The organism is Methanothrix sp., from assembly GCF_016706325.1.
Classification (GTDB): domain Archaea; phylum Halobacteriota; class Methanosarcinia; order Methanotrichales; family Methanotrichaceae; genus Methanothrix.
In genome coordinates this window covers 85,292-108,394 of record NZ_JADJJX010000003.1, presented here as the reverse complement: position 1 = coordinate 108,394, position 23,103 = coordinate 85,292, and the positions used below count along the sequence as shown (strand labels likewise).

Sequence of the window (23,103 nt, the reverse complement as noted above, 5' to 3'; positions counted from 1 at the left end):
ACCCGGACCAATCTTTTTATACTTCCAGATCTCTATTAAATACTGATATACAGCAATAACTGATATACAGCAATACAGCAATGGAGGAAGGGAAAAATTTTTGAAAAATGGACGGAGTATGAAAGCGTATCCTTGCGGTGATGCTCCTTGAGATCGATAGTAAAAGGGTCGGTGGGCACAATAGTTGGCGAGACCACACCTGTTGCATTCAAATTTCTCATAAATAAAGAGGTTGGACGGGGCGCTTACATAAAGGCCAAAGGAGATGGTCGGGAATGGATATTAGCCCAGGTAGAAGATATCAAGCGCTCCAATACTGCCTACAGCATAAGCCAGCTCACTGATGCCAGCAGAAATTACGACTCCAAAGAGATGATGATCGCCGAGTCCAGGGTGATCGGAGTGGAGAGCAACGGCAAGCTGCGCCTCCCTACCAGCCCCGCCCGCCCTGGCGATCCGGTGTTCGTGGCCGATGAGAAGCTGATCAAGGCGACCCTTGGCCTGTCGAGAGGCGACATGTACATCGGTATGTTGAAGGGCTACGATATCCGGGTGGAGCTGGATGCCAACACCCTGGTGCAGAAGCACTGCAGCGTTCTGGCAAAGACAGGTTCAGGGAAATCATATACAGCCGCAGTAATCCTGGAAGAGCTTTTGGAGAAGAAGGTAGCACTGCTGGTGATCGATCCCCATGGGGAGTATGCCTCCATGAGGGAGCCGAATAAGGTGGGCGATTTCAGCAGATATAAGGTCAAGCCGCGTGGATTTGATATCACTATTTATACTCCGGGTGAGATGGCCATGAATCCCAGGGCGGACAGGCCTTTTCGCTTCAACTCATTGAACCTCTCAGCCAGGGAGGTGGCGAAGATGATTCCCAGTGAGAGCAGCAGCGGCCAGTTGGGGCTGCTCTATGAGGCCATCAATGCCCTGAGGGCGGAGACGGACGTCTACACCCTGGAGGACATCATCGAGCAGGTGGTGAGGAGCAACTCCAAGGTGAAGTGGAATCTGGTGGGGCAGTTGGAATCTCTTATGGAGTTGGGGCTATTCTCCGGCACGGCAACGCCATGTGATGAACTTCTCAGGCCGGGAAGAGCATCAATCATAGATATGACCGGGATTCTTCCTGAACTGCAGGCCATGATCGTTGCCCATCTGCTGACAGATATCTTCGAGGCCAGAAAACGCAGGCTGATCTCTCCGGGGATGGTGGTGGTGGAGGAGGCGCATAACTACATCCCCGAGCGGGGCACAGGAAGTGCAGCATCCACCAATATTTTGCGCACCATTGCCGCTGAGGGACGAAAGTTCGGCCTGGGGCTGATGATCATCAGCCAGAGGCCTGCCAGGGTGGACAAGAACGTCATATCTCAATGCAACACCCAGATCATCATGAGGGTTACCAACCCCAATGACCTCAAGGCGTTGAGCAAGGGCCTGGAGGGCATGACCTCAGAGCTTGAAGACGAGATCAAGAGGCTGCCTGCTGGTGTGGCCATGCTGGTCAGCAATGAGATAGAAAGGCCGGTCACTGTCAACATCCGGCCGAGGAGATCAAGGCATGGAGGAGTGAGCACAGAGATCATCTCCAAGGAGAGGGCAAAAGCCGCCACCCCGGCAGGAGCACCTGAGAAGCGTTCAAGGCCCCGGGCCCAGCAGGCTCCTGGGAGGGAGGGGCCGGGACAGAGCAAGAAGAGCCGGAGCAGCGGAGGATTGCTGAAGAAGGTCTTCGGCAGGGCCTGATCTCCAGGTCTGATCTCTAGTACCTGATCTCCAGTACCTGATCTCCAGTACCTGATCTCCAGTACCTGATCTCCAGTACCTGATCTCCAGTGCCTGATCCCCAGTGCCTGATCCCCAGGAATGCTCCCATCAAGGAGCCTTCAGAGTCCTTCAAGGAGATGACAGTGCGGGCAAAAACGATGACCTGGCCCCTGTCATCCCTACGGAAAACCATGCCGGTACCGATTCTGTGTCAACGAGCAGGATGAGATGCTCGATTGCAGCCGGCTGCATCACCTCCGGGGTTAGGGGAGGTGATGCAGCCGTCGCGCCCTGCAGAAGGAAGAGGCCAGGCTCAGCCATGAGAGGCGAACTCTCAGTGGCTTACCATACCTATCTTCTCAGCCTAGTCGCTTTCTCCCTCATACTTGAATGAGAGGCGGACCTTTGCCCTGAACTCGGCGATCTTGCCGTTCTCCAGTCTGACGTCCAGCTCCTTGACCTCGGCGATGCGCAGGTCTCTGAGAGTCTGATTCGCCCTGTCCACCACTGTCTTAACGGCATCTTCCCAGCTTGTGGTCGAGGTCCCTACCAACTCTATTACTTTATATACGCTTGCAGTCATATCCTTCACTCCTTAATTATGGCTCTTTATTGGTTCTATTAGTTGATATATTTTCCTGATATTTACCGATTAATTGCAGCAAAAACCTGAAATAGCATCCATTCAACCTCTGACCAAGAGGAGAGAGGCGACTTTGAGCAGCATTCTTGGCAATTCTTCAAAAAAAATATCATCCGACAATTCTCTATTGAGCGCGGCAGTGGGGATCGACGATATGGCTGTCTATATCCCCTCGCTCTATCTGCCTTTAACTGGAGAGTTCTCCCGCCAGCGGGATATTGATCCGGAAAAGCTCACGCGAGGGATCGGGGTTGAGAGGATGGCCGTTCCCGATGCCCATGAGGATGCCGCCACCATGGCTGCCATGTCTCTTCTGGAGTTGATGCGCCGCTGCGACCTCCAGCCCGGCGATATCGGCAAGATCTATCTGGGAACTGAGTCTGCAGTCGACGAGGCCAAAGCGATGGGGACGTATGTCATCGGCATGCTGGAGAGGGTTTATGGCTCCGGTTCCTTCCAGGGCTGCTCCACTGTGGAGTTCAAGTCGGCCTGTATCGGCACCACCCTGGCTTTGGAGAGCATCAGCTACTGGGTGGCAGCCGGGGAGGATGAGAGGATAGGAGTGGTCATCGCCACTGATGTGGCCAGATACCCGTTGCACTCTCCAGGGGAGTACACTCAGGGAGCGGGAAGCGTCTCCTTGCTGGTCAAGAGAGATCCGAGGATTGCTGCCCTGGAGCAGATCTATGGCTGCTTCACCCGCGATGAGAACGACTTCTTCCGCCCCCTGGGCTGCGCAACGGCAACAGTCAACGGCAAGCACAGCAATCAGTGTTATCTGGACGCCATGCAGGGGGCTTTTGCCTCCTATGCCGCCCAGGCTGCTCAGAAGGGCTTGATCGCTCCGAAGAGGGGGGAGTGCACCACCGACTGGATCGAGCACCTTCTCTTCCATATCCCCTATCCGAGGATGGTGGAGTATGCCTCAGCCGCCATACTCCGTCAGGATTGGAGGAATAGCCACCATTGGAAGAATGTTGAGGCGGAGATTGGAGTGGAGCCCGAGCCTCAGAATTATGCTGACCTGGAGAAATATCAGATCGACCTGGCCGGCTATGCTCGCAGCTTCGCCCGCAGCAGGTATTTTCAGCAGGCCTACAATGCCAAGGTCAAAGATTCTGCTGCTCTATCCCGCCAGGTTGGGAACATCTACACCGGATCGATCTATCTGGGGCTGGCCAGCCTCCTGGAGCTGAGAAAGGTTCAGGCTAAAGAGAGGCTCTGCTTTGGGGCCTATGGAAGCGGCTGCTCTGCACTGGTCTTCTCTGCCCGGGCTATGCCGGGGATCTCCTCTGTGCCCTCAAGGGGCTTATTTGAGAGGCTGGAGAGGAGAAGGGAGATCTCCCTGCAGGAGTATGAGCTTCTTCATGAGGGAGAGGGGAAGGAGAGCCTGAACCGGCCCTCAGAGGAGTTCGTTTTAGCCCGGATAGACCATCAGGGGTACAGGCATTATGAGTATGTGAGGTGATTGATGCTGGATACAATCGAAGCATATCGTTTATAAGCCTGGGATGTATTTCGCGCCATTGTTCCCCAATGGTTTTCCAATGGCCCTCTAATAGCCCTCTAATAGCTCTCCAATAGCTCCCGGCTGAAGTGCAGGATTGCCCGGCAAATGGAACTGCACCGACTTATTTCTCCGCCGGCAGGGTCACGTCCACCACCTGGCCACTCCTGATTGTGCGTGGCCACCACCACCGCCCCGAGAGGCGGATTGGAAAAAGCGATGGCGGCGGCGGGAGGGGGAAGGGTCGGCGGGAGGTGATGGGGGAGGAGACGGCGATGGAGTCGTCACTTCCATTTATCGATCTGATTCATAATCGTCCATGCCACCCAAAATTTATACTCTCCGAAATTCTGGCTTTTTCGCTTGTTTAAAAAGTATTTTCCCGATATTTGCGAGTTCATTTCCAGTTACAACTACAATTTCTCTCTCTTTAGCTTGATCAAGGAATTGAGATTGTTTTGTTTTATCGGGGAAAACGGCATTTGTCACGAACACGCGCGAGCAGAAGCGTCCACCTATCATATTGCTTATAGAGTGTAGTTCGTCCAAGTAAGCGGTTTTAAATGGATCACCATCTGTCTTGCAAGAACAATGTATTAGCTGGGCTTCATGTATGCAGGCTACATCAATTTCTTTTTCAGCTTGATCTGATTTAATTTCAAGGCTTATGTCGCAATAATCAAATATTGGAACTCCAGCCCCATCTTTTTTATTGAGGGCTTCATTATAGACAAAAACTTCAAGCCAATTACCTTTAAAAAATTCCAGATCATTGTTCGATCTTATCCTAATAAGATCACCGTCAACATCCAATGCTCCTTCATCTTTCAAATTCATTGCTATTCTTTTCTCATCTTCACTGAAGTCGCCAAGAGGTACCTGCAAACCATCTTTGGTTTTGTTGGCATTTTTTCTGATCTTTTTAAGCATATTTGCAGAATGGGTGGTGTTAATGGCCAATAATTTAGCCGCATTAATCGCGCAAAGCTTATCAAAGCTTAGGCTATCAAATTTAAATTTGTGGGAAATGTCTCTTCCAAAGATCTTGAGGTATTGTTTGATATTTAGATCGATTGTTTCAATCGCTTGATGCTCTTGCCCCGTAAGCCAAAGTATTCGATTTCCCGCAACGTAAAATGATGCAATCTCTTTCTCTCGAGCTATTTCATAGCCCGCCAAGGCCATTATTTTCGTACTGCCAGTGAGATTGAATTGTATTTGTTTATTATGATATTTATTACAAACGCCTCTAATAGCCACAAGATTTGCCGGAAAATCATATGCATCTACTTCTATTATATCTTCATCATCGGGAGGATTTAATGATTTTATACTTCTTAAGCTATCTAATAAGATGTCTTTTTGTTTTCTTTCGTCTTTTGATACAATTAAGACTATTTGATTTGGAGAAAATTTCATAACACCGATTACATTAGGCGTTTGACGCCCCCCGACTAGCATAACTTGAATCATTTTCAATTTATCATCTCCTGATATAATCCATATGGTCTATTTTAGATTCGACATTGTCCACATCGGCGCTGGTATTCTCCCGGCGGGCCCGGATGAACTGCAGGCCTGCCCGGCAAATGGAACTGCGTCGACTTATTTCTCCGCCGGCAGGGTCACGTCCACCACCTGCCCTACCTGCCACTCCTGGCTGTGAGTGGCCACAACCACTGCACCCAGGCGCGGGTCGTAGAATGCTATGGCTGCGGCGGGAGAGCCGTGGAGGAGATGCAAGGCCATGCCGTATCGCCATATTGGTGCTCGGCCCTCGACAATGACCAGAGAGCCACGGGGGATGTCAGGCAGTGGCGGGAGCGGCTCGGCTGGGGTGATGGGGGAGGAGACGGCAATGGAGTAGATGACGAGATTTGACATTGGCTCCCTTCGCTTTAATCAGGATTCTCCTTCTTTTGCTCAATGAGCAGCTGGCATTCTCTTAAGACCTCATGCGTCTTTAATAGTGCTTCCCTGGCATCATCTCTGGTGCACAAGTTCTCTGGAGGGACGCCGCTCTGCTCATCCCCCTAGAAGCTGATCTCCCTTTTCGCCCTCAGCAGCCGGTATATAGAGGCAAGACGTGTTGATACGGAGATATCCCAGTACCAAAACCTTTCCATGACCTTGCGCTTCGCTCCTCTACTCATCAGATGCTGCCCTACTCTCTCCAGCAAATTCTCCAGAAATCGGTCCCGGTCATAGAGCAGGATTGCCTCCTGTGACATGTCCAGATAGAGGGGGTGGAACTGTCTGGCTTCGCTTCTGGTGCGGATCACCTCTATGAAATCGGCATATGTGCCTTGTCTCCAGAGTCCGTCCAGTTCAGACGCCAGGGATTCATGCACTGGATCGAGAAGGCGGCGGCGGGACAGCATGCCCGAGGGAGCCTGCTGCAGCATAACGAACAGATCGATATCCGAGGTAGGATCAGCCTGTCCACGGGCTACGGATCCATAGAGAGCTATAGAAATGAGCTGGCCTCCTAGGAGTTCTGCAGCCTTTTCAGCATAGCGCCTTGCCAGCTCATACAGGCTGGCGTTCAGCTCATTCCTCGCCGGTGGCATATCATCGTCTCTGCATGGCTTGAATCTTATGTCTGATCTGTGCAGGTATAGGAATAGGTATGATCATAAATATCTTTTTGCCGAGGGGCTTAACGATCTCCACTTTGATTAGATTGGTTGGACTTCGAATATGCCACAATCAACATCCTGAAGCTGGGCGGGATTATGGCTAGAATTGATGTGTTGGAGCTTTTTTTAGGGCGCCTGCGAGTCGTCTCTACAGGTCTCCTGCGGCAGTGCCTTGGGCTCCCTCAATGCCGGAAGGCCTGGATACAATCAAGGGATGCCGCTATGGGGTTTGTGATATATCGGCGCTAATATTCTCCCGACGGGCCCGGCTGAACTGCTGGATTGCCCAGCAAATCGATATGCTTCGCCCTATCCCTCCGCCGGCAGAGTCACGTCCACCACCTGGCCACTCCTGATTGTGCGTGGCCACCACCACCGCCCCGAGAGGCGGATTGGAAAAAGCGATGGCGGCGGGGGGGGAGGGCTCGGCGGGAGGTGCAAGGCCATGCTGTATCCCCGGATGGGGGCTCGACCCTCGATGATGACCGGGGAGCCACGGGAGTTGGCAAGGAATGGAGGCCCCATGAAGCATCGCCCTGTATTCGTGCGCTCAGGTGAGGTTTGTCCAGGATCTAATCTCTGTAGGATATCCATCTCCCAAAGGGGTCGATTATGAATTGGGCCTGGTCATTTGCATTCCTGATTTTGCCTCCCGGCATAAAATAAACACCGCTGTAGCAGACTTTTTGGCCAGCAAAGGCACCCCATTCCCGACCTACCATTGGCTCTACAGGTCCCTCTATATCATTGGTCGGGTCTCTGTCGCCAGCCTCAGAACTGGCTAGAGCATGAGCGGTTATCTTTTCGCCTCTGTTGAGCGTGATGACATTCTCTCCGCCCTCCTCTTGCCAACGATGACCGGCAGCTGTTATTCCATTCCCGCTATTATTTCCTGTACAATCTGGGCTGAGGGCAAGACGCCCCCAGCCATAACTGCGCTCGCCACCTAGCTGGAGGTTCTCCATTGACCCTTTCCAGGATTCGTCATCGATCTTATCTTCCACTTCTTCATTTACCCAGAGATCTCCCAAGAGGTACACTGGCTTTCCATTTCGTGCCACAGGGACTATGAATTCCGTCTCGTGCAGACTGCCCTCCTCAGCGGAGTGGGAGGAATAATCAAGTGCTGTACTGGCGTAGCTATCTAAGAAGAGATAGTCGAAGTCTTCGCAATCCCAAGAATAGCAGGGTTCATTCCCATCGAGACTGGGCCATAGGTAGCCAAAGCGGAACTGCGTTTCCACTCTCTTTCCAACTTCCTTGTATCCATTGTTCCATTCTATATCTGGAAAGTCTCTGGTCAATCGGGCGGTGAGGGCAGCCCAGAGGTTTTTGCCAGGCACATACTGGCGGGTCTGCATAAGGTTACCTACCTTTCGATAGCCTATGTGAATTGGGCTCAGTAGACGGAACTTGAGCTTGTAATGGGTCCAGGCCATCCCTAGCCTCCCGTTTCCTTATTTCCCTCAGCCTTGGCCGCATAGCGGGCATAGATCAGCGTCTGTTCATAGAGGTCGCGGACGAGGAGAAGGGTGTCGATGTTATTCAATATATTTCTTGTGAAGTATTCGAGGGCCTTATCGGACTTATCTTCAATTGATGCAGTCTCAAAGCCAGGGAGTTCTTTCAAGGCTTCATATAGTTGAGGACGGATTAAGGGGGCGATATTATACTCGTCGCTGGTGCGTGAGAAGAGAAATAGCATCATGGCGTAGATCCCCTGTTCTTGAAGAACGCCCAACGCTTTAGTGGTCAGGCGCTCAAGAGTATCAACTGGCTTTTCCACTTTATCAACACCATTCTTGGCTTTCCTTACCATCGCTTGTGCTCTCTCGGCAGCCACCCTGTCAAGATTGAGGTTCTCAACTGCCATTTGTTCTCCCTTCCTCACGTTGTGCTTCAGTCTGTAATTGAGAATGCGATTGAGATGGATAGACCACTCTCATCCGGCCAAATCCACGCGTGCCCATGCCGCCGATGCCCAGATGCTCGGTCCATTCTAGACCTGCGAGGATAACATCTTCAGGGGACTTCCAACCTTTAGACACTCCGTTGATTTGCTCAGGTTTACTACTATCCTTTGAGTCCGGATACAAAGGCATACCATCTATATAATTGTCATGCCAAGTGATTTTTATTTCGTCAGATGATTCTCTCGTTTCCTCTTTATGGGCTTTCCAAATTATACCTCCATTTTTCCAAAGTTCTCCCTTGCTATAGTCGTCTACCACAGCATCCATCCACAGGAACGCCGCCCGTGGGATGGCTTCATAGGTAAATAGGGCCTTGTCTTCAGCTGCACCTGTTTCTGGATTTATAGACACTGATGTACGAACCTCCAGGTTGCTGTTTACCACTTGTGAGAAAAGCTTATCAGAGATTAAAACGGTGCGATTGCGAACTGAACCAGGCAGTTTTTCGGGTATTTCCCAATCTCCATCATTTTTTTCTACCATCAACCAGCCCAAATTTAGGTGTCCCTGATTTGTCACCCCATTCCATTTGGCTTTATTGCCTTCAACGCTCTCATCTTCGATTCCAAAATCTTGGAGAGCTGATGGGCTTGTTACCCATACCGGCCCGACCATTGAATAGACAGGAAAGAGCAATAATCGAGCATCTCCTATGGAGACAACCCCTGAATTTGCATTGTCTCCTTTTATTGAGCCAAAGGTATAGCATATCGGACATGTCAGCTGTCCACAATGTCCTTTTCCTCTTTCCTTTTCAACGCCTTGGCCGGCACATTCGCGTTTTCCATATCGATAGGCTGCATATGACCGAATGGCCCCGCTCAGAGATGTGCCTGGGATCTTGGGCAAGCGCGTGCCCGGCTCCCGGACGATGCTGTTGTCCACCCGCCCCAGACGCATCCCGCCTGTACCAATATGCACAGGATCGGTGGTCATGAGCAGGTAACGGTGGGTGCTAAAACTCATCTTAAACCTCCTCTTTCATGATCTGTAAATATATTTCTATAGCATCTGTAATCCAGCCTCTAACGGCATAATCCGCCCACTGGTCAAGCCAATCCTTGCGATCTTTTTCTTCGGATTCCCAGGGCAGCCTATCCTCTCTTCTATCTTTTTTGCCTTTAGTCCATTGGGCATTTGCGAGAGCATTACGGCAGAAACGCCAGAAGACATCTTCTCTCACTGGGTTTGCTGTCTTAACCTTCCAATCCTCCCTTTTGGCCTCAATGAGATCTCGCAGGATGTAGATCTGGTTCTTGCTCAAGTGATCCTTCAGGGTCTTCCAGATATGCTCCAGCGTTTCCAGCTCTTCCAGCAGGTATGGGCGGCGGGACAGGTTGCGGCGCTGGCCACCGTCATAAGATATCTCGAAGCGCCGGCCAGCGCTGTCCAGCCACTGAAAGTCCAGGGTGGCTGGGTTGAAATAGACCAGGTCATCTGTCTTCAGATCAGCGACATGGACCAGCCAGCCATCGGAGCCAGTCCAGGGGTTGGGCGCCTTGAATCGGCGATCTCTATCCACCGGCTCGCTGCCGTTGATGAACACATAAGGATACCATTGATCAAGAGTCTGGCCATCGCCCATCATCGCTGGGACTAGCCAGTTAGCTTTGCGGCCATCCCTCTCCAGAAGGATCTCCAGCCATTCTTTGAACTGTCCTGCTCTGTCCGCGCTGAACCTCTCTGGTAGCGTATCACCTCTATCTGCCAGCTTTCGGGCAGCGCACACCACCTTCCAGCCATCGGGCCTGGCGCTCTGTTTTAGCATCCTCCGTCCGGCGTCAAGGATCGCCCGCAAGGGTGTGCGCCTGTGGGCGTAGACAATGCATAAGTGCAATGGAAGGCGGTTTCGGACCTTGCCCATCTCTCGCTCGTACTTGGCTTTGATTTCCTCGACAGTTTTTAATGCTTTGTCTGCGGGAACCAAAGCCATAAAGGTGCGAGGCTCTGCTAAGATAGGGATAGCAGGAGTGTACTGACTATTAGGGATAATATTTATGCAGTCGACTTCGATCTCGCCCCACTCCTTGGCTTTTCCACCATAACCAGTGGCCTCTTCAATAGTAAGGGTCCCCTGGATCAGCTCTTTTAACCCTTCGACAGCCCATCTGTGCAGACGCATGCTGTAATCTTCTTCTCTTTCATCCTTATCTCTAGGAGGAGCTTTGTCACCTGCCAGCGAAACTAAGTAGATCAGATTATCGATGGAAATAAAACGTCCTTTGGGTTCCGTACTCCTGTCTGTTTCTGGATCCCAAGAAACGCTCAATTTAATGCCTTTTGGCAAGACTAGATCATAGGCATGATAGGGGCCTGGTGTATAAGTTCCATTCCTTTGCCGAATCGTGCCCCTTATCTCCAAGCGTGCCCCAGCCATTCCGACTGTTTCATTTACAAGCGACTCTTGAATATTCTCTGCTTTATCTGTAGGATAGACATCCAGCCAGAATCCTTGTGTGGTCTCCCAGATGCGGCGAAGGCGGGCGAAGGAGGGGTTCTTTGAAACCTGGTCAGCGGTTTTGTTTTGAGCATTGGCCGGATTGCTAACTGTTAGGGTGAGGACCAGATCACCGCTGAGCCATTTACTTAGATCGAAGTTGCCAACGATCAGGGCGAGACGTCCATTGATGTCTGCCACCTCGTCAATCCATATGGTAGTGTTTAGCTTCTCAGTAGCCCACTCCTTAGAGCGGTCCGTGCGGCGCTGCTCACATACATCACAGACATACCTTTCCTTTGACTTCTCGCTGGGTCCTTGGGGTCGCAGGCCGCATACAGTGCAGATTTCTTCTTGGATAGCCCATTGGCTTCGAACCCAATCTGGTTTAGGACATGAAATTGCCCGCTTCAAGTGATTCGATACGGGTGGCAGTTCATCGTCAGGCCTAACTCCTTGCCTCTTCTTTTTCATATGAAGGGGATCTTGACCCCACCATGGCTTCGAATCAATATTGATTTCGGGAACTAGTTCTCCCTCGACTACTGAGAAGCTCTTGTCCAAAATCTGGTCGATCAGCTTTTTGCCTCTGCCTTGCAAAGTAAGCAGGTCAAAAGTGCAATTGCTTTTATCGCATCCAGGTACAACAAAGATGCTACCATTCTCATCACGATATACCTCTGTTCCAAGAGTATATCCTATCTCTAATAATTGGCGTATCTCATCTAGGATTTGGCTTAGCAATTTTATACGTGACAATAGGTCAGGAAGACGGGAGTTCTGGACAAAAAAAGAGAAGCCATCAAAGCGAATGCTGAGCAGGCGCCAATTTAGATCAGCCGGATCAGGCTTAAATCCGATCAAAGCTCCAGATACTGCTGACTTGTAAAGCGCAGCTACCATGCTGGACCAATCCCACAGAGTGATCTCGTTTTCGGGTCGTCGGGTCTCTCCAGGAGCTTTGGAGAAGGCGAATTCTGCTGCTGGAAGGAAGAGGGCCCGGTCTGTCAGATAAGAAAACGGCAAACTTTTAAGTCGATTGGACAGATCGGATAAGTGAGTCTGCTCAAACCCAAATACGTTGCTCAATCGGGTATCATTTTGAAGTTGTTTTCCTGTCTTTTCAGCTTCTTCTTTTTCAACATGAGCTGCGCCGTGACAACGTCCCAATGCTCGCAAGAGCCATGATTTATTAATATCATCGACGACGCGTGGCCTAGCTTCTTCAACGAGTTCTTTGATTGTAATGCTCTCTCCAAGAATAGAGAGAGTTGGCGCTGAATCGAGCAAATACGAGTAGTCTCTCTTATTATTAAAGGAATATTCTGCGGGTTTATTGGAGGATTGATTTATGATATGCTCATCAGAACATTTGCCCATATCGTGCAACCATGCTGCCAATTCTGCCAGCAGAAGACCCTGACGACATTGACTCAAACGATCCAAATCATTCATCTGGCCGCCTCCGACCAAGCCTCTTGCCAAATATCTTGATAGCCCTTGGGCTCTAACATTGCGTTCACCTGCTCCTCATCCACTACGCCAAACCCACTGCTAGTCTTTGCTCCAAAGCCATAGCGGGTCATCATCGCCTTGACGCCTCTTGCCACCGCCTTCAGATCCGCTTTTGCCTCCTCTTCGGTCACTTCGGGCCCAAATAGGGGCACGTAGAGCAGTGTGAATGTGCCTTTGGTGCCGGCGGGCACGCACTCGAAATAGATGGGATTCTTTCCTGCGCCTGTCTCCCGATCATGGGGGTTGATCACCTCCAGCCCAATCCGGTCGAAATAAGTGGGATAGAAGTGCAGGCAGCCCTGGAAGCCCTCGATGTCGCCCACGTGGTAGCCTCTGTGGCTAAGCTCCGATTCGAAGCTCTCATCAACTTCTTTCGTCTTGGCTTCCAGACGTTTTTTCCATTCGTGCTTTCCCTCCTCATCTTCGGGCATCGATCCCATGAGGTGGCGGGCAAGGGAGCGGTTCAGGAAATCTGATGTGCCATCTTTTTCGTTGCCAAAGAGCCGCCAGAGTCGTAGCCGCTCCTCCTTAAAACCACCCTCATCGATCTGTCCGCAATTTAGCCCGGATACCAGCTCCTGCATCATCGCTGATCTAAGCGCGCCCTTCCACTGACTGGGAGCGATGTAGGGGACCTTGAAGATCCATTCCTTCTTCACCGGATTGTCCAGGATATAGAAGTCGGTATCATCTCGGCTGATGTAGGGCTTGCGCAGGGTGAAGGAGAGGTGGAGGGACCAGGAGCTAGGAGGGAAAATTGAGCTAAAATCATGAGGTATTCCTGGCTGAAATTTTTCTAGATCATTAAGAGATATTTCCTGTTTAGGAACTAATTTTGCACGATAAACGCTCCTTATATCATCGCTCCATTTGTATACCTTCCTACTTCTATCTGTTGTGATTTTGTTCAGAGATTCATAAGCTCGATAGAAAATTGTAGCTCTCTCGATACCCTTGAAAAGAGGTTCATCACTTTTGAAGAGATATGGCGTTAGATGATTGACCATCCACATCTCACGTTTTGATGGCTTACATACTACCTCCTGAATCCGGTCACTAACCTCTTTTTTTTGTTGGGCATAAATCCAAGTGGGCCACTCCTGATAAGTCATCCGATTATCCATTTGCATCACTCACTGACAGCAACTTTCAGAAGGCTCTTGAGAAATATACGCGGATCTTCTTGATTTTTATCGACTTTATCTCTCACCGAACTCATCTCGCGCCATACTTTTAAAGAGTAATAACTATCCAGATGCCCGTATATACACTGCAGAATGCTCTCTCTATTCCACTTCTCTGAATAGACTGAGGCCTTCTCTGGAATCCAACCCCAAACACGAATTAAGCCATTGTCATAGGGACGAGAGACCTTAATCTTGGATGCGGTCCGCTGGCCTTTGATAGTGCCCATAATAAAATGACGTAAATTATCATCTACCGCAAACAATTGGCGAAGATCATATTTTAGATCAAATATATCTCGGTCATTAGCATTTTGTAGTTGAATTTTAGCCAAGAAAATATTTTGCAGAGATGGTAAATAATTAGAGTTGTGATTGTTATCTATTCCTTTTATGCAATTCAAGAAAACATTGGCATCAAGCCGATCACTTATCGGCTGCATCACTCCAAATCCCATCTGTGCTTTTGCTCCCAGTGCAGTCCATTCGATCATGAACTGAAGCAATCCCTCAATAATCCCGAGTTGGAAGCCCTGAGACAGGCTATAAGCCTCTATAGATATCTGGCCGGCTTTTGGCGTTTCAAAGTACCATTTAGGAGTACGAGTGTGTTTTTTCCCGCTTTTATTAGTATAAGTATACCTCCGATTTGCTTTAATTAAACGCTGAATTGATGCATCTGAGATAGCATTTTCTATAACCTCCAACCGAAACTGTCGCCTCCAACCAGTAGCGCCAAACACATAGCATGCAGGACATAACTGCTCTTTAGGGGAGCGAATATCTCTTGGATTATAACGACATTTATTATCAGACGTTGGATCACATGCCCACCCCCCCAGTCCCCGCACTATTGCCTCATACCACCAGCGCATGCTTCCAATGATGCCCGTCTCATGGATGCGGTCCATTTTGCCGTCCACACCGCCGGTCCAAAGTGGCGTCAGAGTCTGAATCTTAATTTGCATAATTATCACCCTTCATAACTCATATGCGATGCCAAAGTCACCTCATGTACCATCTGCATCTGCCATGCTCTCATCCAAATTGCCCTTTGATGATCAAGACTCTGAAATTCTCCCATTCCCTCTCAACATCATCTGCTGCCTTGCTTCATCCTCCACTAGCACCCCTCCGCTCTCCGCTCCCGGAAGACGGTAGCTGGGCCGCGCCACTCCAACCACCCAAAAAGCTTCCCCATCCGGCAAGGCCAGAAGGCTTACTGGGTGCTGGACTCTAGCCCATGCAAGTCGATGAAAATATCCCTCCCTCTCCATTTGAGAAACATCGATAATGCATTTCGACCAATCAGGCAGAATGGCCAACTTCTTTCCCTCCCCAGATAATAAGTTAGCCTGTAGATAAAGCTATTTGCTGGATGCGTGTTATAATATCCCGCCTATATTAGCCCCTCGCTGAATTGTGTGGGAAATATACTGCAGAAAATCCTCTTTTGTGCCCAGATGGTGAGGCCCGAGCATCCCGCTTTCGCCATAGAGTGCAATGAGCCCGCCCATCCCTCCCATCGCCCCCCCACCCCTCCCCTGGATAGCCCTCCCCGCCACCGGGCGGCGCGGGCCACATCCCGAATTTCCCTCCAGAATTCCCTCCTCAATATTCGACGGTTATCTTTAAGTTAATTGACGAACGCCACTGGATCAGTGAGAGACATGATAAAGATACTCGGCATTCTGGCTCTTCTCTCCATCCTGGCCCTGCCCGGCAGCGCCAGCGATTATCTGGAGGGCGGATATGTGGGAAGCTATACAGGCGACGCTGGCAAATACTTCACCGACCCCATATTCATGATGAAGGTCGGCGCCGGCGCAACATCAGCACCTGCCGCTTATTCATCCAAACCCGTCTCCCCCCTGGGATCAACCTCCGGCAAGACCACATTGGGAAGATACAGCGCATACAACACCCCTGTCCCAAAGAGCCTCTCCAGCCCCCCTGCGACGGCTGTGACTGCTCCTCCCGCCACGAACACCGCTCTGACCGGTTTTTCAGGAAGATGGCTCCTCCAGCTCTCTGAGGGCCAGAGCATCGCTTTGGAGCTCCATCAGAGCGGAACCAGGCTATTTGGCCGGGGGAGCCTCACTGCCGCCAAGACCACCCAGATGGCCCTGGCCAGCGGGACTGCATCCGGCAACACCATGAGCCTTGACATCCTGCCGGAGAGCGGCGCTGAGCTTTATTCCATATCCTTCGATCTCAGCAAATTGAATGTGCCCGCCAAGTACACTGCTTATCGCTATGGTGCCCTTACTGGATACGGAACAGCCACCATCAGCAGAGTTGGCTAGAGTGGTCATACTATATAGAATTTAATATGAAATCAATCATAATAAAAGGTGCCCGCGAGCACAACCTGAAAAACATCGATGTCAAGCTTCCCCGGGACAGCCTGATCGTCATCACCGGCGTCTCAGGCTCGGGCAAATCCACCCTGGCCTTCGATACCATCTACGCTGAGGGCCAGCGCCGATATGTGGAATCCCTCTCCGCCTATGCCCGCCAGTTCCTGGGCCAGATGGACAAGCCCGATGTGGACTCCATAGATGGCCTCTCCCCCGCCATATCCATCGAGCAGAAGACCACCTCCAAAAACCCCCGCAGCACTGTGGGAACGGTGACCGAGATATACGACTACCTCCGCCTGCTCTACGCCAGAATAGGCGTCCCCCACTGTCCGGAGCACGGAATACGAATCGAGTCCCAGTCGCCGGAGAGAATCGCCGTCAGCATCCTGGAGGAGATGAAGAAAAAGGAAGAGGGGAAAAAGGAAGAGGGGAGGAGTGAAGAGGATAGAATGGTCACCATCCTCGCCCCTGTCATCCGCCAGAAGAAGGGAACCTATGGCCAGTTGCTCAAAGATCTGAACGCCGAGGGCTTCGCCCGGGTGAGGCTGAACGGCCAGATAATCAGAACTGACGAGGAGATAGAGCTTGACCGGTACAGAAAACACAATATCGATGTGGTGATAGACCGGCTGGACCCGGGAGAGGATAAGTCCCGCCTGGTGGAGGCGATCGAGAAGGCCCTGAAGAAGGCTGAAGGGCTGGTCTATGTCCTGGATGAGAATGGAAGGGAGAGGGTCTACTCCGCCCGCATGGCCTGCCCGGTCTGCGGCCTGGTCTTCGAGGAGCTGCAGCCGCGCATGTTCTCCTTCAACAGCCCCTTTGGAGCCTGCGAGTCCTGCAACGGCCTGGGCTTCAGAATGGAGTTCGACCCCGACCTGATCATACCGGACAAAGATCGCTGTATCGCCGACGGAGCAGTAGCCCTGTATCGCAATATCATCGATGGCTGGCGGGGCCAGCACCTGGCAGCAGTGGCCAAGCACTTCGGTTTCGATATCTTCACGCCGATCAAGGATCTCACCTCAGAGCAGTATGATGCCCTGATGTACGGATCAGATGATAAGATCCGCATGAATATGAGCATGAAGAACGGTGACGTCTATTGGTCGCACCGCTCCCAGTGGGAGGGGCTGATACCGCAGAGCATCCGACTCTACAGCCAGACCAGCTCCGAGTACCGCCGGGAGGAGCTGGAGAGGTTCATGCGGGTCCTGCCCTGCCCTTCCTGCCAGGGAAAAAGGCTGAAGGAGAAGATCCTGGCAGTCAAGATCCTGGACCGTTCCATTGCAGATGTATCAGACCTATCGGTGAGCGACTGCAATCAGTTCTTCCTGCATCTCGATGAGAGGCTCTCAGCCAAGGATAGGGAGATCGCCCGCCAGGTCTTAAAGGAGATCCGCTCCCGTCTGGGCTTCTTAGAGCACGTGGGCCTGGGATATCTGACCCTCTCTCGAAACGCCGGCTCCCTCTCTGGGGGGGAGGCACAACGCATCCGCCTGGCCACCCAGATAGGCTCGAACCTGACCGGCGTCCTTTACGTTCTGGATGAGCCCTCCATCGGCCTGCATCAGCGGGACAACTCCCGGCTGATAGAGACCCTAAAGAAGCTCAGAGACCTGGGAAACACACTGATTGTGGTCGAGCATGATGAGGATACCATCCGCAATGCCGATCATGTTCTGGACATCGGACCGGGGGCGGGAATCCATGGCGGCTATGTGGTGGCCGAGGGCACCCCGGTGGAGATTGAGGCCAATCCCAAATCCCTGACCGGCCAGTACCTCTGCGGCAAAAAGAGGATCGATGTGCCGGCAAAGAGGAGGCGGAGCCATAAGTTCATCCATCTTTCAGGCTGCCGGGAGAACAACCTCAAGAATATCGATGTGGACATTCCCCTCGGCATCCTGACGGTGGTCACTGGCGTCTCGGGATCGGGCAAGTCCACCCTGATCTATGACACCCTCTACCGGGCTTTGATGAAGAGGATCTATCACTCCAGTGAGAGCCCGGGAGAATACGACCATATCAGCTTCGACGCTGAGGTGGACAAGGTGATCGTCATCGATCAGAGCCCCATCGGCAGGACGCCCCGCTCCAATCCCGCCACCTACACCAAGGTCTTCGATCCCATCCGCCAGGCCTTTGCCCAGACAAAGGAGGCGCGGGTCCGGGGTTACAAGGGCGGTCGCTTCTCTTTCAATGTCCAGGGCGGCCGGTGTGAGAACTGCCATGGAGATGGCCTGATCAAGATCGAGATGAACTTTCTGGCCGATGTCTATATCGAGTGCGAGGAATGCAAAGGGAGCCGCTACAACCAGGAGACACTGGAGGTCAAGTACAAGGGTAAATCAATCGCCCAGGTTCTGGATATGACAGTGGAGGAGGCAAGGGAGCACTTCGAGAATATCCCGGCCATAAGGAGCAAGCTGGACACCCTTCTGGGAGTGGGGCTGGGCTACATCAAGCTGGGCCAGAGCTCGACCACCCTCTCCGGGGGCGAGGCCCAGAGGATCAAGCTGACCCGTGAGCTGGCCAAGAGGGGGACGGGCAGGACGGTCTACCTCCTCGATGAGCCGACCACCGGGCTGCACTTCGATGATGTGAAGAGGCTGATCCAGGTCCTCGATGATCTGGTGGCCAAAGGGAATACAGTGGTGGTGATCGAGCACAACCTGGATGTGATCAAGTCAGCAGACTACATCATCGATATGGGGCCGGAAGGAGGAGATGCCGGGGGCAGGGTGGTGGCCATCGGCACCCCGGAGGAGGTGGCGCGGGTGAAGAGGAGCCATACCGGCCGATTCCTGAGGGAGAGGCTGAAGATAGAGGAAGAGACAGTCCCTTCGGCCAGTGATGCGCCGAGCGAGCAGAAGAGGATGGCCTGTGCGGCGAGGATGTAGATACGGGGCCAATTGCATGATCGAGCCTGGGATATCAGAATTGCATTACTGACCCTCTCGATCTAAACCCTGCAATCTCTCAATCTCCCTTGCCACTCTCATCTCCTCATCGGTGATATCTTCCTCATCCAAGGCATCATTCAAAGCATCTACAGCATTTTTTATCGCCACGCCGACCAGGATCCCTTTTAAAAAGGCCGCTCGATCATCCTCGTTTATGGTCTGAAGGACCCGGATGAGGTACCTTTTCACAGTCGTCTCGGGAATAGAGCGGAAGGAATTGAGCTCATAGGTTACTGCAAAAAGCTCATCCTCTGTGAATCCATAGCCCATGAGAAAGGTGGATAGATCTTCATCATTATTGCTCATAGAATCTCATTTCAGCTTCTGATAGATCCATTTTTCCCCCATGTTAAGTCTCGTATTCATGTACACAATTCATGCATTCGATGTGATTTTACAATATAATTTTATGATATAGGTGATAATATGTGAAGATGATATGAGTGATATTATATGTAGATGATATTTAGGAATATTATATGTAGATGATATTTAGGAATATTATATGTAGATGATATGAATATATAATCCCGATAGTTCACAGATAATTTTATATGCATATAAGTTCAATGAAATGATTAATCATTATAGTCATGGCTGGCCCGGACGACCAGAGGATGTATTATGAAGATAGTGATAGTCGACTCTCATAAGGAGGTCCTTCCTCACTGGATCAGAGAGTACATCGCTCGTAAGCTGCCGCTAGTCGTGCTTCGAATTGACAAGCATCATGATATGTTTTCAGACTGCCCCCTACTGCCGGCCAGGGAGGGCCGGGGGATATTCGATTATCTGGATAAGATGATGCCGGTGATCTGCGAGTACACCCGCAGGAGATTGAATGAAGGAAACTTCACCTGCCCTGCCTTTCACTATGGAATCGTCGGCACTCTATACCATTTTGACCCCAGAGGAGAGAGGATAGATGCCTACGGGAGAGTATGCAATGGAGAGCTCGTGGATGCACCCAGGACGAGGACGAGGTCATCATTCGAGGGCGGGAGGAGGGTCGATCTTATCGAATGGGATGGGGAGCGTACAAGGCTGAGAAAGCAGAACGGCAGACTGATCCCTGCTCCTGAGAGCATCGATGCCGCCAGATTCGAGAGCGATATGGATGAGAGCAGATATCCTGTGGTCATCGGCATTGACCTGGATGGCCTGTGCGCAATTGATGATAGAGGATGGACGGAAAAGGAGATTGAGAAGAGGCTGAGGAAGGCCAGGAGACTGCTGGAATGCCTATCTGCTCCTGTGCTGGCCTGTATCGCCCGCTCCCAGACCCCCAGAGCCTACGTCCCCTCTGAGCTGGTGGATGAGCTGCAAGAGGCTGCCCTCTCCCTCATAGCCTTCATCCGCCTGCAATCGCTACCACAGGATCCATTCGGGAGGCCTTCCAGGCGGGATACAGCCCGGCTGCGAAGTTGACCCCCAAGGCGATGGCCATCGCCCAGATGAAGAACTCCGGCCTCATGGCTACAGTCATTTTTGAGACCATATAGATCTCCGAGGGCAGCTCGATATCATAGGACATTATGAGCTGAGCGGCCAGATAAGCCAGAATCCCTCCCAGCAGAGCAGAAGGCGGGGCCAGGATCAGGCTCTCCAGGATGAATATCTTGAGCACTGACCGGCGGGTCGCGCCCATGGCCATGAGAATGCCGATCTCCCGCGTCCGACGGGAGACTATCATGATCATGGTGTTGGCAATGCCAAATCCAGCGATGGCAATGATCAGGAAATAGAATATCCAGGCGAAGACCCTCTGAGTCTCAATAAGGGTGAGGATGTCGGCATTCAAGTCCTGCCAGGATTTTGAGTCATACCCAAGCCGCCGATTGAGGTCGGCGGTGATGAGCGAGGCCCGGTAGATGTCAGCCACCTTGGCATCGACCTCGGAGACCACATCACCCATCCCTATCAGATCCTGGGCCAGGATCAGAGGGATATATATCAAAGAATCGTCCGCTGCTGTGCCGGTCTTAAAGAGGCCGGCCACCTTTATCCGGACCGATCTGTTCCCCCTCGCCAGGGTGAAGCCCTCCTCAGGATCGAGCTTCAGCTTCTCCGCCAGACCAGTTCCAATGAAAGCAGCATACTTCCTGCGCTCCAGATCCTGGAAGTCTCCTGAGATTATATCGCCCTGAACGTCCATCATCCTGTCCTCGTCCTCTGGATTGACGCCCAGAAAGCTGATCGCTTGAACCTCGTCTTTGTGCTTGGCCGCTCCTTTTCCTGCCAGCCTTGCTGAGACCGCCTCTACCTCCGGATATGCCCATAGAATATCTGAGACTGTCCTGTAGAGGTGGACATAGTTCTCATCCTTCTTCGGCTGAATGTAGATGTGGGGATTGTTCTCCACAGTTGTGGTTATGATCTCATCCTGAAAGCCGCTCATGATACCCATGAAGACCACAATCACTGCCACTGCTAGTGTCACAGCAGCAACTGTGAACAGGGCCATCCTGGGGTTTCTCAGGATATGTCTCTTGGCAATGGAGAACTCGTACATCATCTCTTAGCCTTCGGTATTTTATCATATAGAGGTGCGGAGGGTCAAGAATACCCCAGCCTTTAGGGCGGGGAGCAGCGAAGAGCAAAAAAAGGTTTACTGAGGCAGCAGTGCTGTTGCTGCCTGCAGTGCCCAGTTGATGAACTGATCGGGGAATACGCCGATATAGACGACGGCGAGAGTCGCCAGGACAATACCGGCGACATATCCCTTAGCCTCAGAGATCTTGGGCCCTTCTGGCTCCTTCAGGATCATATAACTGATGATCCTCAGGTAGTACACCAGGGACAGAGCGCTGTTCAGGATGGCCAGAATCACCAGCCAGACCAGGCCGGAGTAGTAGACTGAGGCGAAGAGCACTAACTTGCCCACAAATCCAGCTGTTGGTGGTATGCCAGCCAGGGCGAACATGAGCACCATCATGCAGATAGCAGTGATGGGCGCCCTGCTGATGAGCCCTGCATAGTTTGATATGTCATCCGGATCCGATTCGCTCTCTTTGGGTGATATCGGTGCAACCTGAGCTGTAGCGATGAAAGCGCCCGTCTTCATCAGGGCATGTGCCAGTACCAGGAGCAATGCCCCTGCTATGCCCAGCAGGGCCATCTGCTGCACGCCAAGGTTCAAGACATCAACTGGAGCATCTCCCCAGGCCTTTCCTACCACTGCAAAGCCCATGGCGATATAGCCCGCCTGGGCGATTGACGAATATGCCAGTATGCGCCGGACATTGTTCTGCCAGCAGGCGGCCAGGTTCCCCAGGGTCATGGTAACTGCAGCCAGTATGGCAAAGGCGAGGTACCACTCCAATCTCATGGCCACCAGGGCGATCATGAGAACCCTGAAGGCGGCTGCAAATCCCATCTTCTTGGAGCCGGCAGCAAGCAGCGCTGAGACCAGGGCCGGTGCCCCCTCGTAGGTATCAGGAGCCCACATATGGAAGGGAACCAGCGCCATCTTGAAGGCAAACCCGGCAACGACGAAGAGCAGAGCCACCAATGTCGCCGCTCCGAAGGATTCAACGGAGGCTGCAGCCACATCAGCGAGCTTTGTCGATCCAGTCATGCCATAGAGCAGAGAGAAGCCGAAGAGCATGAACGCCGAGGAGACAGAGCCATAGATGAAGTACTTCATTGCCGCCTCCAGGTTCTTCTTCGTCTTATCAAATGCTGCCATGGCATATGTAGCCAGACTGGCCAGCTCGAAGCCTATGAACAGTGTAACCAGATCTATGGAACTGGAGACCACCATCATGCCCACAGTGGCCAGGAGGAGCAGAGCATAGTATTCGTCTGCTCCCTTTCCTGTGTATCTGGATAGGGATGATATCACTACCAGCAGAGATACGATCAGGAAGACTGCCTTGAAGAACTGGGACAGGGCGTCTACTGATATGGTATCAAAGAAGAACAGGGCTGCAGGCTTGGCCATCATCAGGTTGCTTGATACCAGCCCCAGGGCTGCAACCAGCCCGACAAGGCTCAGGTAGCCTGGAATCTTTCCACCATTCTTCTTCAGGGCTCCTTGCAGCAGGATAAGCAATGCTAGAGCCGTCAGTAACGCCTCTCCCCAGAGGGGTGCGTAGTGAGAAAAGTCCACT

At 51.8% G+C, this 23,103-nt stretch carries 19 protein-coding genes; 5 read left to right on the top strand and 14 right to left on the bottom strand.

Translation table 11 applies throughout. The features are described from left to right. Nucleotides 1-147: 147 nt before the first annotated feature. Nucleotides 148-1,746: a helicase HerA domain-containing protein gene (locus IPI63_RS12620; protein ID WP_292478765.1), complete on the top strand. Its 1,599-nt coding sequence runs from the start codon at nucleotides 148-150 to the stop codon at nucleotides 1,744-1,746. A 16-nt stretch (nucleotides 1,747-1,762) separates the two neighbouring features. On the opposite strand, the gene IPI63_RS12615 is transcribed toward IPI63_RS12620, so the two are convergent. Both IPI63_RS12615 and IPI63_RS12610 read right to left on the bottom strand, forming a co-directional pair. Then, complete coding sequence (locus tag IPI63_RS12615) at nucleotides 1,763-1,960, bottom strand: hypothetical protein (RefSeq protein ID WP_292478764.1); 198 nt, start codon at nucleotides 1,958-1,960, stop codon at nucleotides 1,763-1,765. Between the two features lie 171 nt (nucleotides 1,961-2,131). After that, nucleotides 2,132-2,350, bottom strand: a complete 219-nt coding sequence (locus tag IPI63_RS12610; protein ID WP_214065807.1) for a dodecin family protein — start codon at nucleotides 2,348-2,350, stop codon at nucleotides 2,132-2,134. Nucleotides 2,351-2,483: 133 nt separating this feature from the next. Between IPI63_RS12610 and IPI63_RS12605 the strand changes: the two genes are divergently transcribed. Beyond that, a complete protein-coding gene (locus IPI63_RS12605) occupies nucleotides 2,484-3,878 on the top strand; it encodes a hydroxymethylglutaryl-CoA synthase family protein (protein ID WP_292478762.1) in 1,395 nt (464 codons plus the stop codon). Nucleotides 3,879-4,250: 372 nt separating this feature from the next. Here IPI63_RS12605 and IPI63_RS12600 read toward each other — a convergent pair whose 3' ends face one another. The 9 genes from IPI63_RS12600 to cmr1 all read right to left on the bottom strand — a co-directional run bounded on the left by IPI63_RS12600 (nucleotide 4,251) and on the right by cmr1 (nucleotide 14,633). After that, entirely contained in the window at nucleotides 4,251-5,390 is a 1,140-nt protein-coding gene (locus IPI63_RS12600; protein WP_292478816.1) for a Card1-like endonuclease domain-containing protein, read from the bottom strand. Nucleotides 5,391-5,522: 132 nt separating this feature from the next. Further along, entirely contained in the window at nucleotides 5,523-5,801 is a 279-nt protein-coding gene (gene crn3 / locus IPI63_RS12595) for a CRISPR-associated ring nuclease Crn3/Csx3 (RefSeq protein ID WP_214066181.1), read from the bottom strand. 149 nt (nucleotides 5,802-5,950) lie between these two features. Then, nucleotides 5,951-6,487: a nucleotidyltransferase domain-containing protein gene (locus tag IPI63_RS12590; protein ID WP_292478761.1), complete on the bottom strand. Its 537-nt coding sequence runs from the start codon at nucleotides 6,485-6,487 to the stop codon at nucleotides 5,951-5,953. Between the two features lie 641 nt (nucleotides 6,488-7,128). Then, nucleotides 7,129-7,995, bottom strand: a complete 867-nt coding sequence (locus IPI63_RS12585; RefSeq protein ID WP_214065298.1) for a hypothetical protein — start codon at nucleotides 7,993-7,995, stop codon at nucleotides 7,129-7,131. 2 nt (nucleotides 7,996-7,997) lie between these two features. Further along, nucleotides 7,998-8,429 carry a hypothetical protein gene (locus IPI63_RS12580; protein ID WP_214065297.1) on the bottom strand — a complete coding sequence of 144 codons (432 nt, stop codon included), beginning with the start codon at nucleotides 8,427-8,429 and terminating at the stop codon, nucleotides 7,998-8,000. After that, nucleotides 8,419-9,495, bottom strand: coding sequence for a type III-B CRISPR module RAMP protein Cmr4 (cmr4, locus tag IPI63_RS12575; protein ID WP_292478760.1), 1,077 nt, complete (start codon nucleotides 9,493-9,495; stop codon nucleotides 8,419-8,421). The genes IPI63_RS12580 and cmr4 overlap by 11 nt, the downstream gene beginning before the upstream one ends. A 1-nt stretch (nucleotide 9,496) precedes the next feature. Beyond that, on the bottom strand, nucleotides 9,497-12,421 hold the full coding sequence (locus tag IPI63_RS12570) for a CRISPR-associated protein Csx11 (RefSeq protein WP_292478759.1): 2,925 nt from the start codon (nucleotides 12,419-12,421) through the stop codon (nucleotides 9,497-9,499). Beyond that, the gene (locus tag IPI63_RS12565) at nucleotides 12,418-13,605 is read right to left on the bottom strand and encodes an RAMP superfamily CRISPR-associated protein (protein WP_214080011.1); all 1,188 of its coding nucleotides are present in this window, start codon (nucleotides 13,603-13,605) and stop codon (nucleotides 12,418-12,420) included. The genes IPI63_RS12570 and IPI63_RS12565 overlap by 4 nt, the downstream gene beginning before the upstream one ends. Before the next feature lie 5 nt (nucleotides 13,606-13,610). Further along, nucleotides 13,611-14,633, bottom strand: coding sequence for a type III-B CRISPR module RAMP protein Cmr1 (gene cmr1, locus IPI63_RS12560; protein WP_214064570.1), 1,023 nt, complete (start codon nucleotides 14,631-14,633; stop codon nucleotides 13,611-13,613). Between the two features lie 693 nt (nucleotides 14,634-15,326). Here cmr1 and IPI63_RS12555 point away from each other — a divergent pair. Both IPI63_RS12555 and uvrA read left to right on the top strand, forming a co-directional pair. Further along, nucleotides 15,327-15,971, top strand: a complete 645-nt coding sequence (locus IPI63_RS12555; RefSeq protein ID WP_214064405.1) for a hypothetical protein — start codon at nucleotides 15,327-15,329, stop codon at nucleotides 15,969-15,971. Between the two features lie 26 nt (nucleotides 15,972-15,997). Beyond that, nucleotides 15,998-18,928: an excinuclease ABC subunit UvrA gene (gene uvrA / locus IPI63_RS12550; RefSeq protein ID WP_214080012.1), complete on the top strand. Its 2,931-nt coding sequence runs from the start codon at nucleotides 15,998-16,000 to the stop codon at nucleotides 18,926-18,928. A gap of 45 nt (nucleotides 18,929-18,973) precedes the next feature. Here uvrA and IPI63_RS12545 read toward each other — a convergent pair whose 3' ends face one another. Next, on the bottom strand, nucleotides 18,974-19,297 hold the full coding sequence (locus tag IPI63_RS12545) for a hypothetical protein (RefSeq protein WP_292478757.1): 324 nt from the start codon (nucleotides 19,295-19,297) through the stop codon (nucleotides 18,974-18,976). Between the two features lie 318 nt (nucleotides 19,298-19,615). Here IPI63_RS12545 and IPI63_RS12540 point away from each other — a divergent pair, with 318 nt between their 5' ends. Next, nucleotides 19,616-20,419, top strand: coding sequence for a hypothetical protein (locus IPI63_RS12540; RefSeq protein WP_292478755.1), 804 nt, complete (start codon nucleotides 19,616-19,618; stop codon nucleotides 20,417-20,419). Here IPI63_RS12540 and IPI63_RS12535 read toward each other — a convergent pair. Continuing rightward, nucleotides 20,343-21,506 carry an ABC transporter permease gene (locus IPI63_RS12535; RefSeq protein ID WP_292478754.1) on the bottom strand — a complete coding sequence of 388 codons (1,164 nt, stop codon included), beginning with the start codon at nucleotides 21,504-21,506 and terminating at the stop codon, nucleotides 20,343-20,345. The genes IPI63_RS12540 and IPI63_RS12535 overlap by 77 nt on opposite strands. 93 nt (nucleotides 21,507-21,599) lie before the next feature. After that, on the bottom strand, nucleotides 21,600-23,102 hold the full coding sequence (locus IPI63_RS12530) for an NADH-quinone oxidoreductase subunit N (RefSeq protein ID WP_292478752.1): 1,503 nt from the start codon (nucleotides 23,100-23,102) through the stop codon (nucleotides 21,600-21,602). Between the last annotated feature and the right edge of the window lies 1 nt (nucleotide 23,103).

Bases quoted from the DNA above. Each gene is read 5' to 3' on its own strand.
- cmr1 (WP_214064570.1), bottom strand. From the start codon at position 14,633: ATGCAAATTAAGATTCAGACTCTGACGCCACTTTGGACCGGCGGTGTG.
- IPI63_RS12590 (WP_292478761.1), bottom strand. From the start codon at position 6,487: ATGCCACCGGCGAGGAATGAGCTGAACGCCAGCCTGTATGAGCTGGCA.
- IPI63_RS12540 (WP_292478755.1), top strand. From the start codon at position 19,616: ATGAAGATAGTGATAGTCGACTCTCATAAGGAGGTCCTTCCTCACTGG.
- cmr4 (WP_292478760.1), bottom strand. From the start codon at position 9,495: ATGAGTTTTAGCACCCACCGTTACCTGCTCATGACCACCGATCCTGTG.
- IPI63_RS12600 (WP_292478816.1), bottom strand. From the start codon at position 5,390: ATGATTCAAGTTATGCTAGTCGGGGGGCGTCAAACGCCTAATGTAATC.
- crn3 (WP_214066181.1), bottom strand. From the start codon at position 5,801: ATGTCAAATCTCGTCATCTACTCCATTGCCGTCTCCTCCCCCATCACC.
- IPI63_RS12615 (WP_292478764.1), bottom strand. From the start codon at position 1,960: ATGGTTTTCCGTAGGGATGACAGGGGCCAGGTCATCGTTTTTGCCCGC.
- IPI63_RS12535 (WP_292478754.1), bottom strand. From the start codon at position 21,506: ATGATGTACGAGTTCTCCATTGCCAAGAGACATATCCTGAGAAACCCC.
- IPI63_RS12610 (WP_214065807.1), bottom strand. From the start codon at position 2,350: ATGACTGCAAGCGTATATAAAGTAATAGAGTTGGTAGGGACCTCGACC.
- IPI63_RS12565 (WP_214080011.1), bottom strand. From the start codon at position 13,605: ATGGATAATCGGATGACTTATCAGGAGTGGCCCACTTGGATTTATGCC.
- IPI63_RS12545 (WP_292478757.1), bottom strand. From the start codon at position 19,297: ATGAGCAATAATGATGAAGATCTATCCACCTTTCTCATGGGCTATGGA.
- IPI63_RS12570 (WP_292478759.1), bottom strand. From the start codon at position 12,421: ATGAATGATTTGGATCGTTTGAGTCAATGTCGTCAGGGTCTTCTGCTG.
- IPI63_RS12585 (WP_214065298.1), bottom strand. From the start codon at position 7,995: ATGGCCTGGACCCATTACAAGCTCAAGTTCCGTCTACTGAGCCCAATT.
- IPI63_RS12580 (WP_214065297.1), bottom strand. From the start codon at position 8,429: ATGGCAGTTGAGAACCTCAATCTTGACAGGGTGGCTGCCGAGAGAGCA.
- uvrA (WP_214080012.1), top strand. From the start codon at position 15,998: ATGAAATCAATCATAATAAAAGGTGCCCGCGAGCACAACCTGAAAAAC.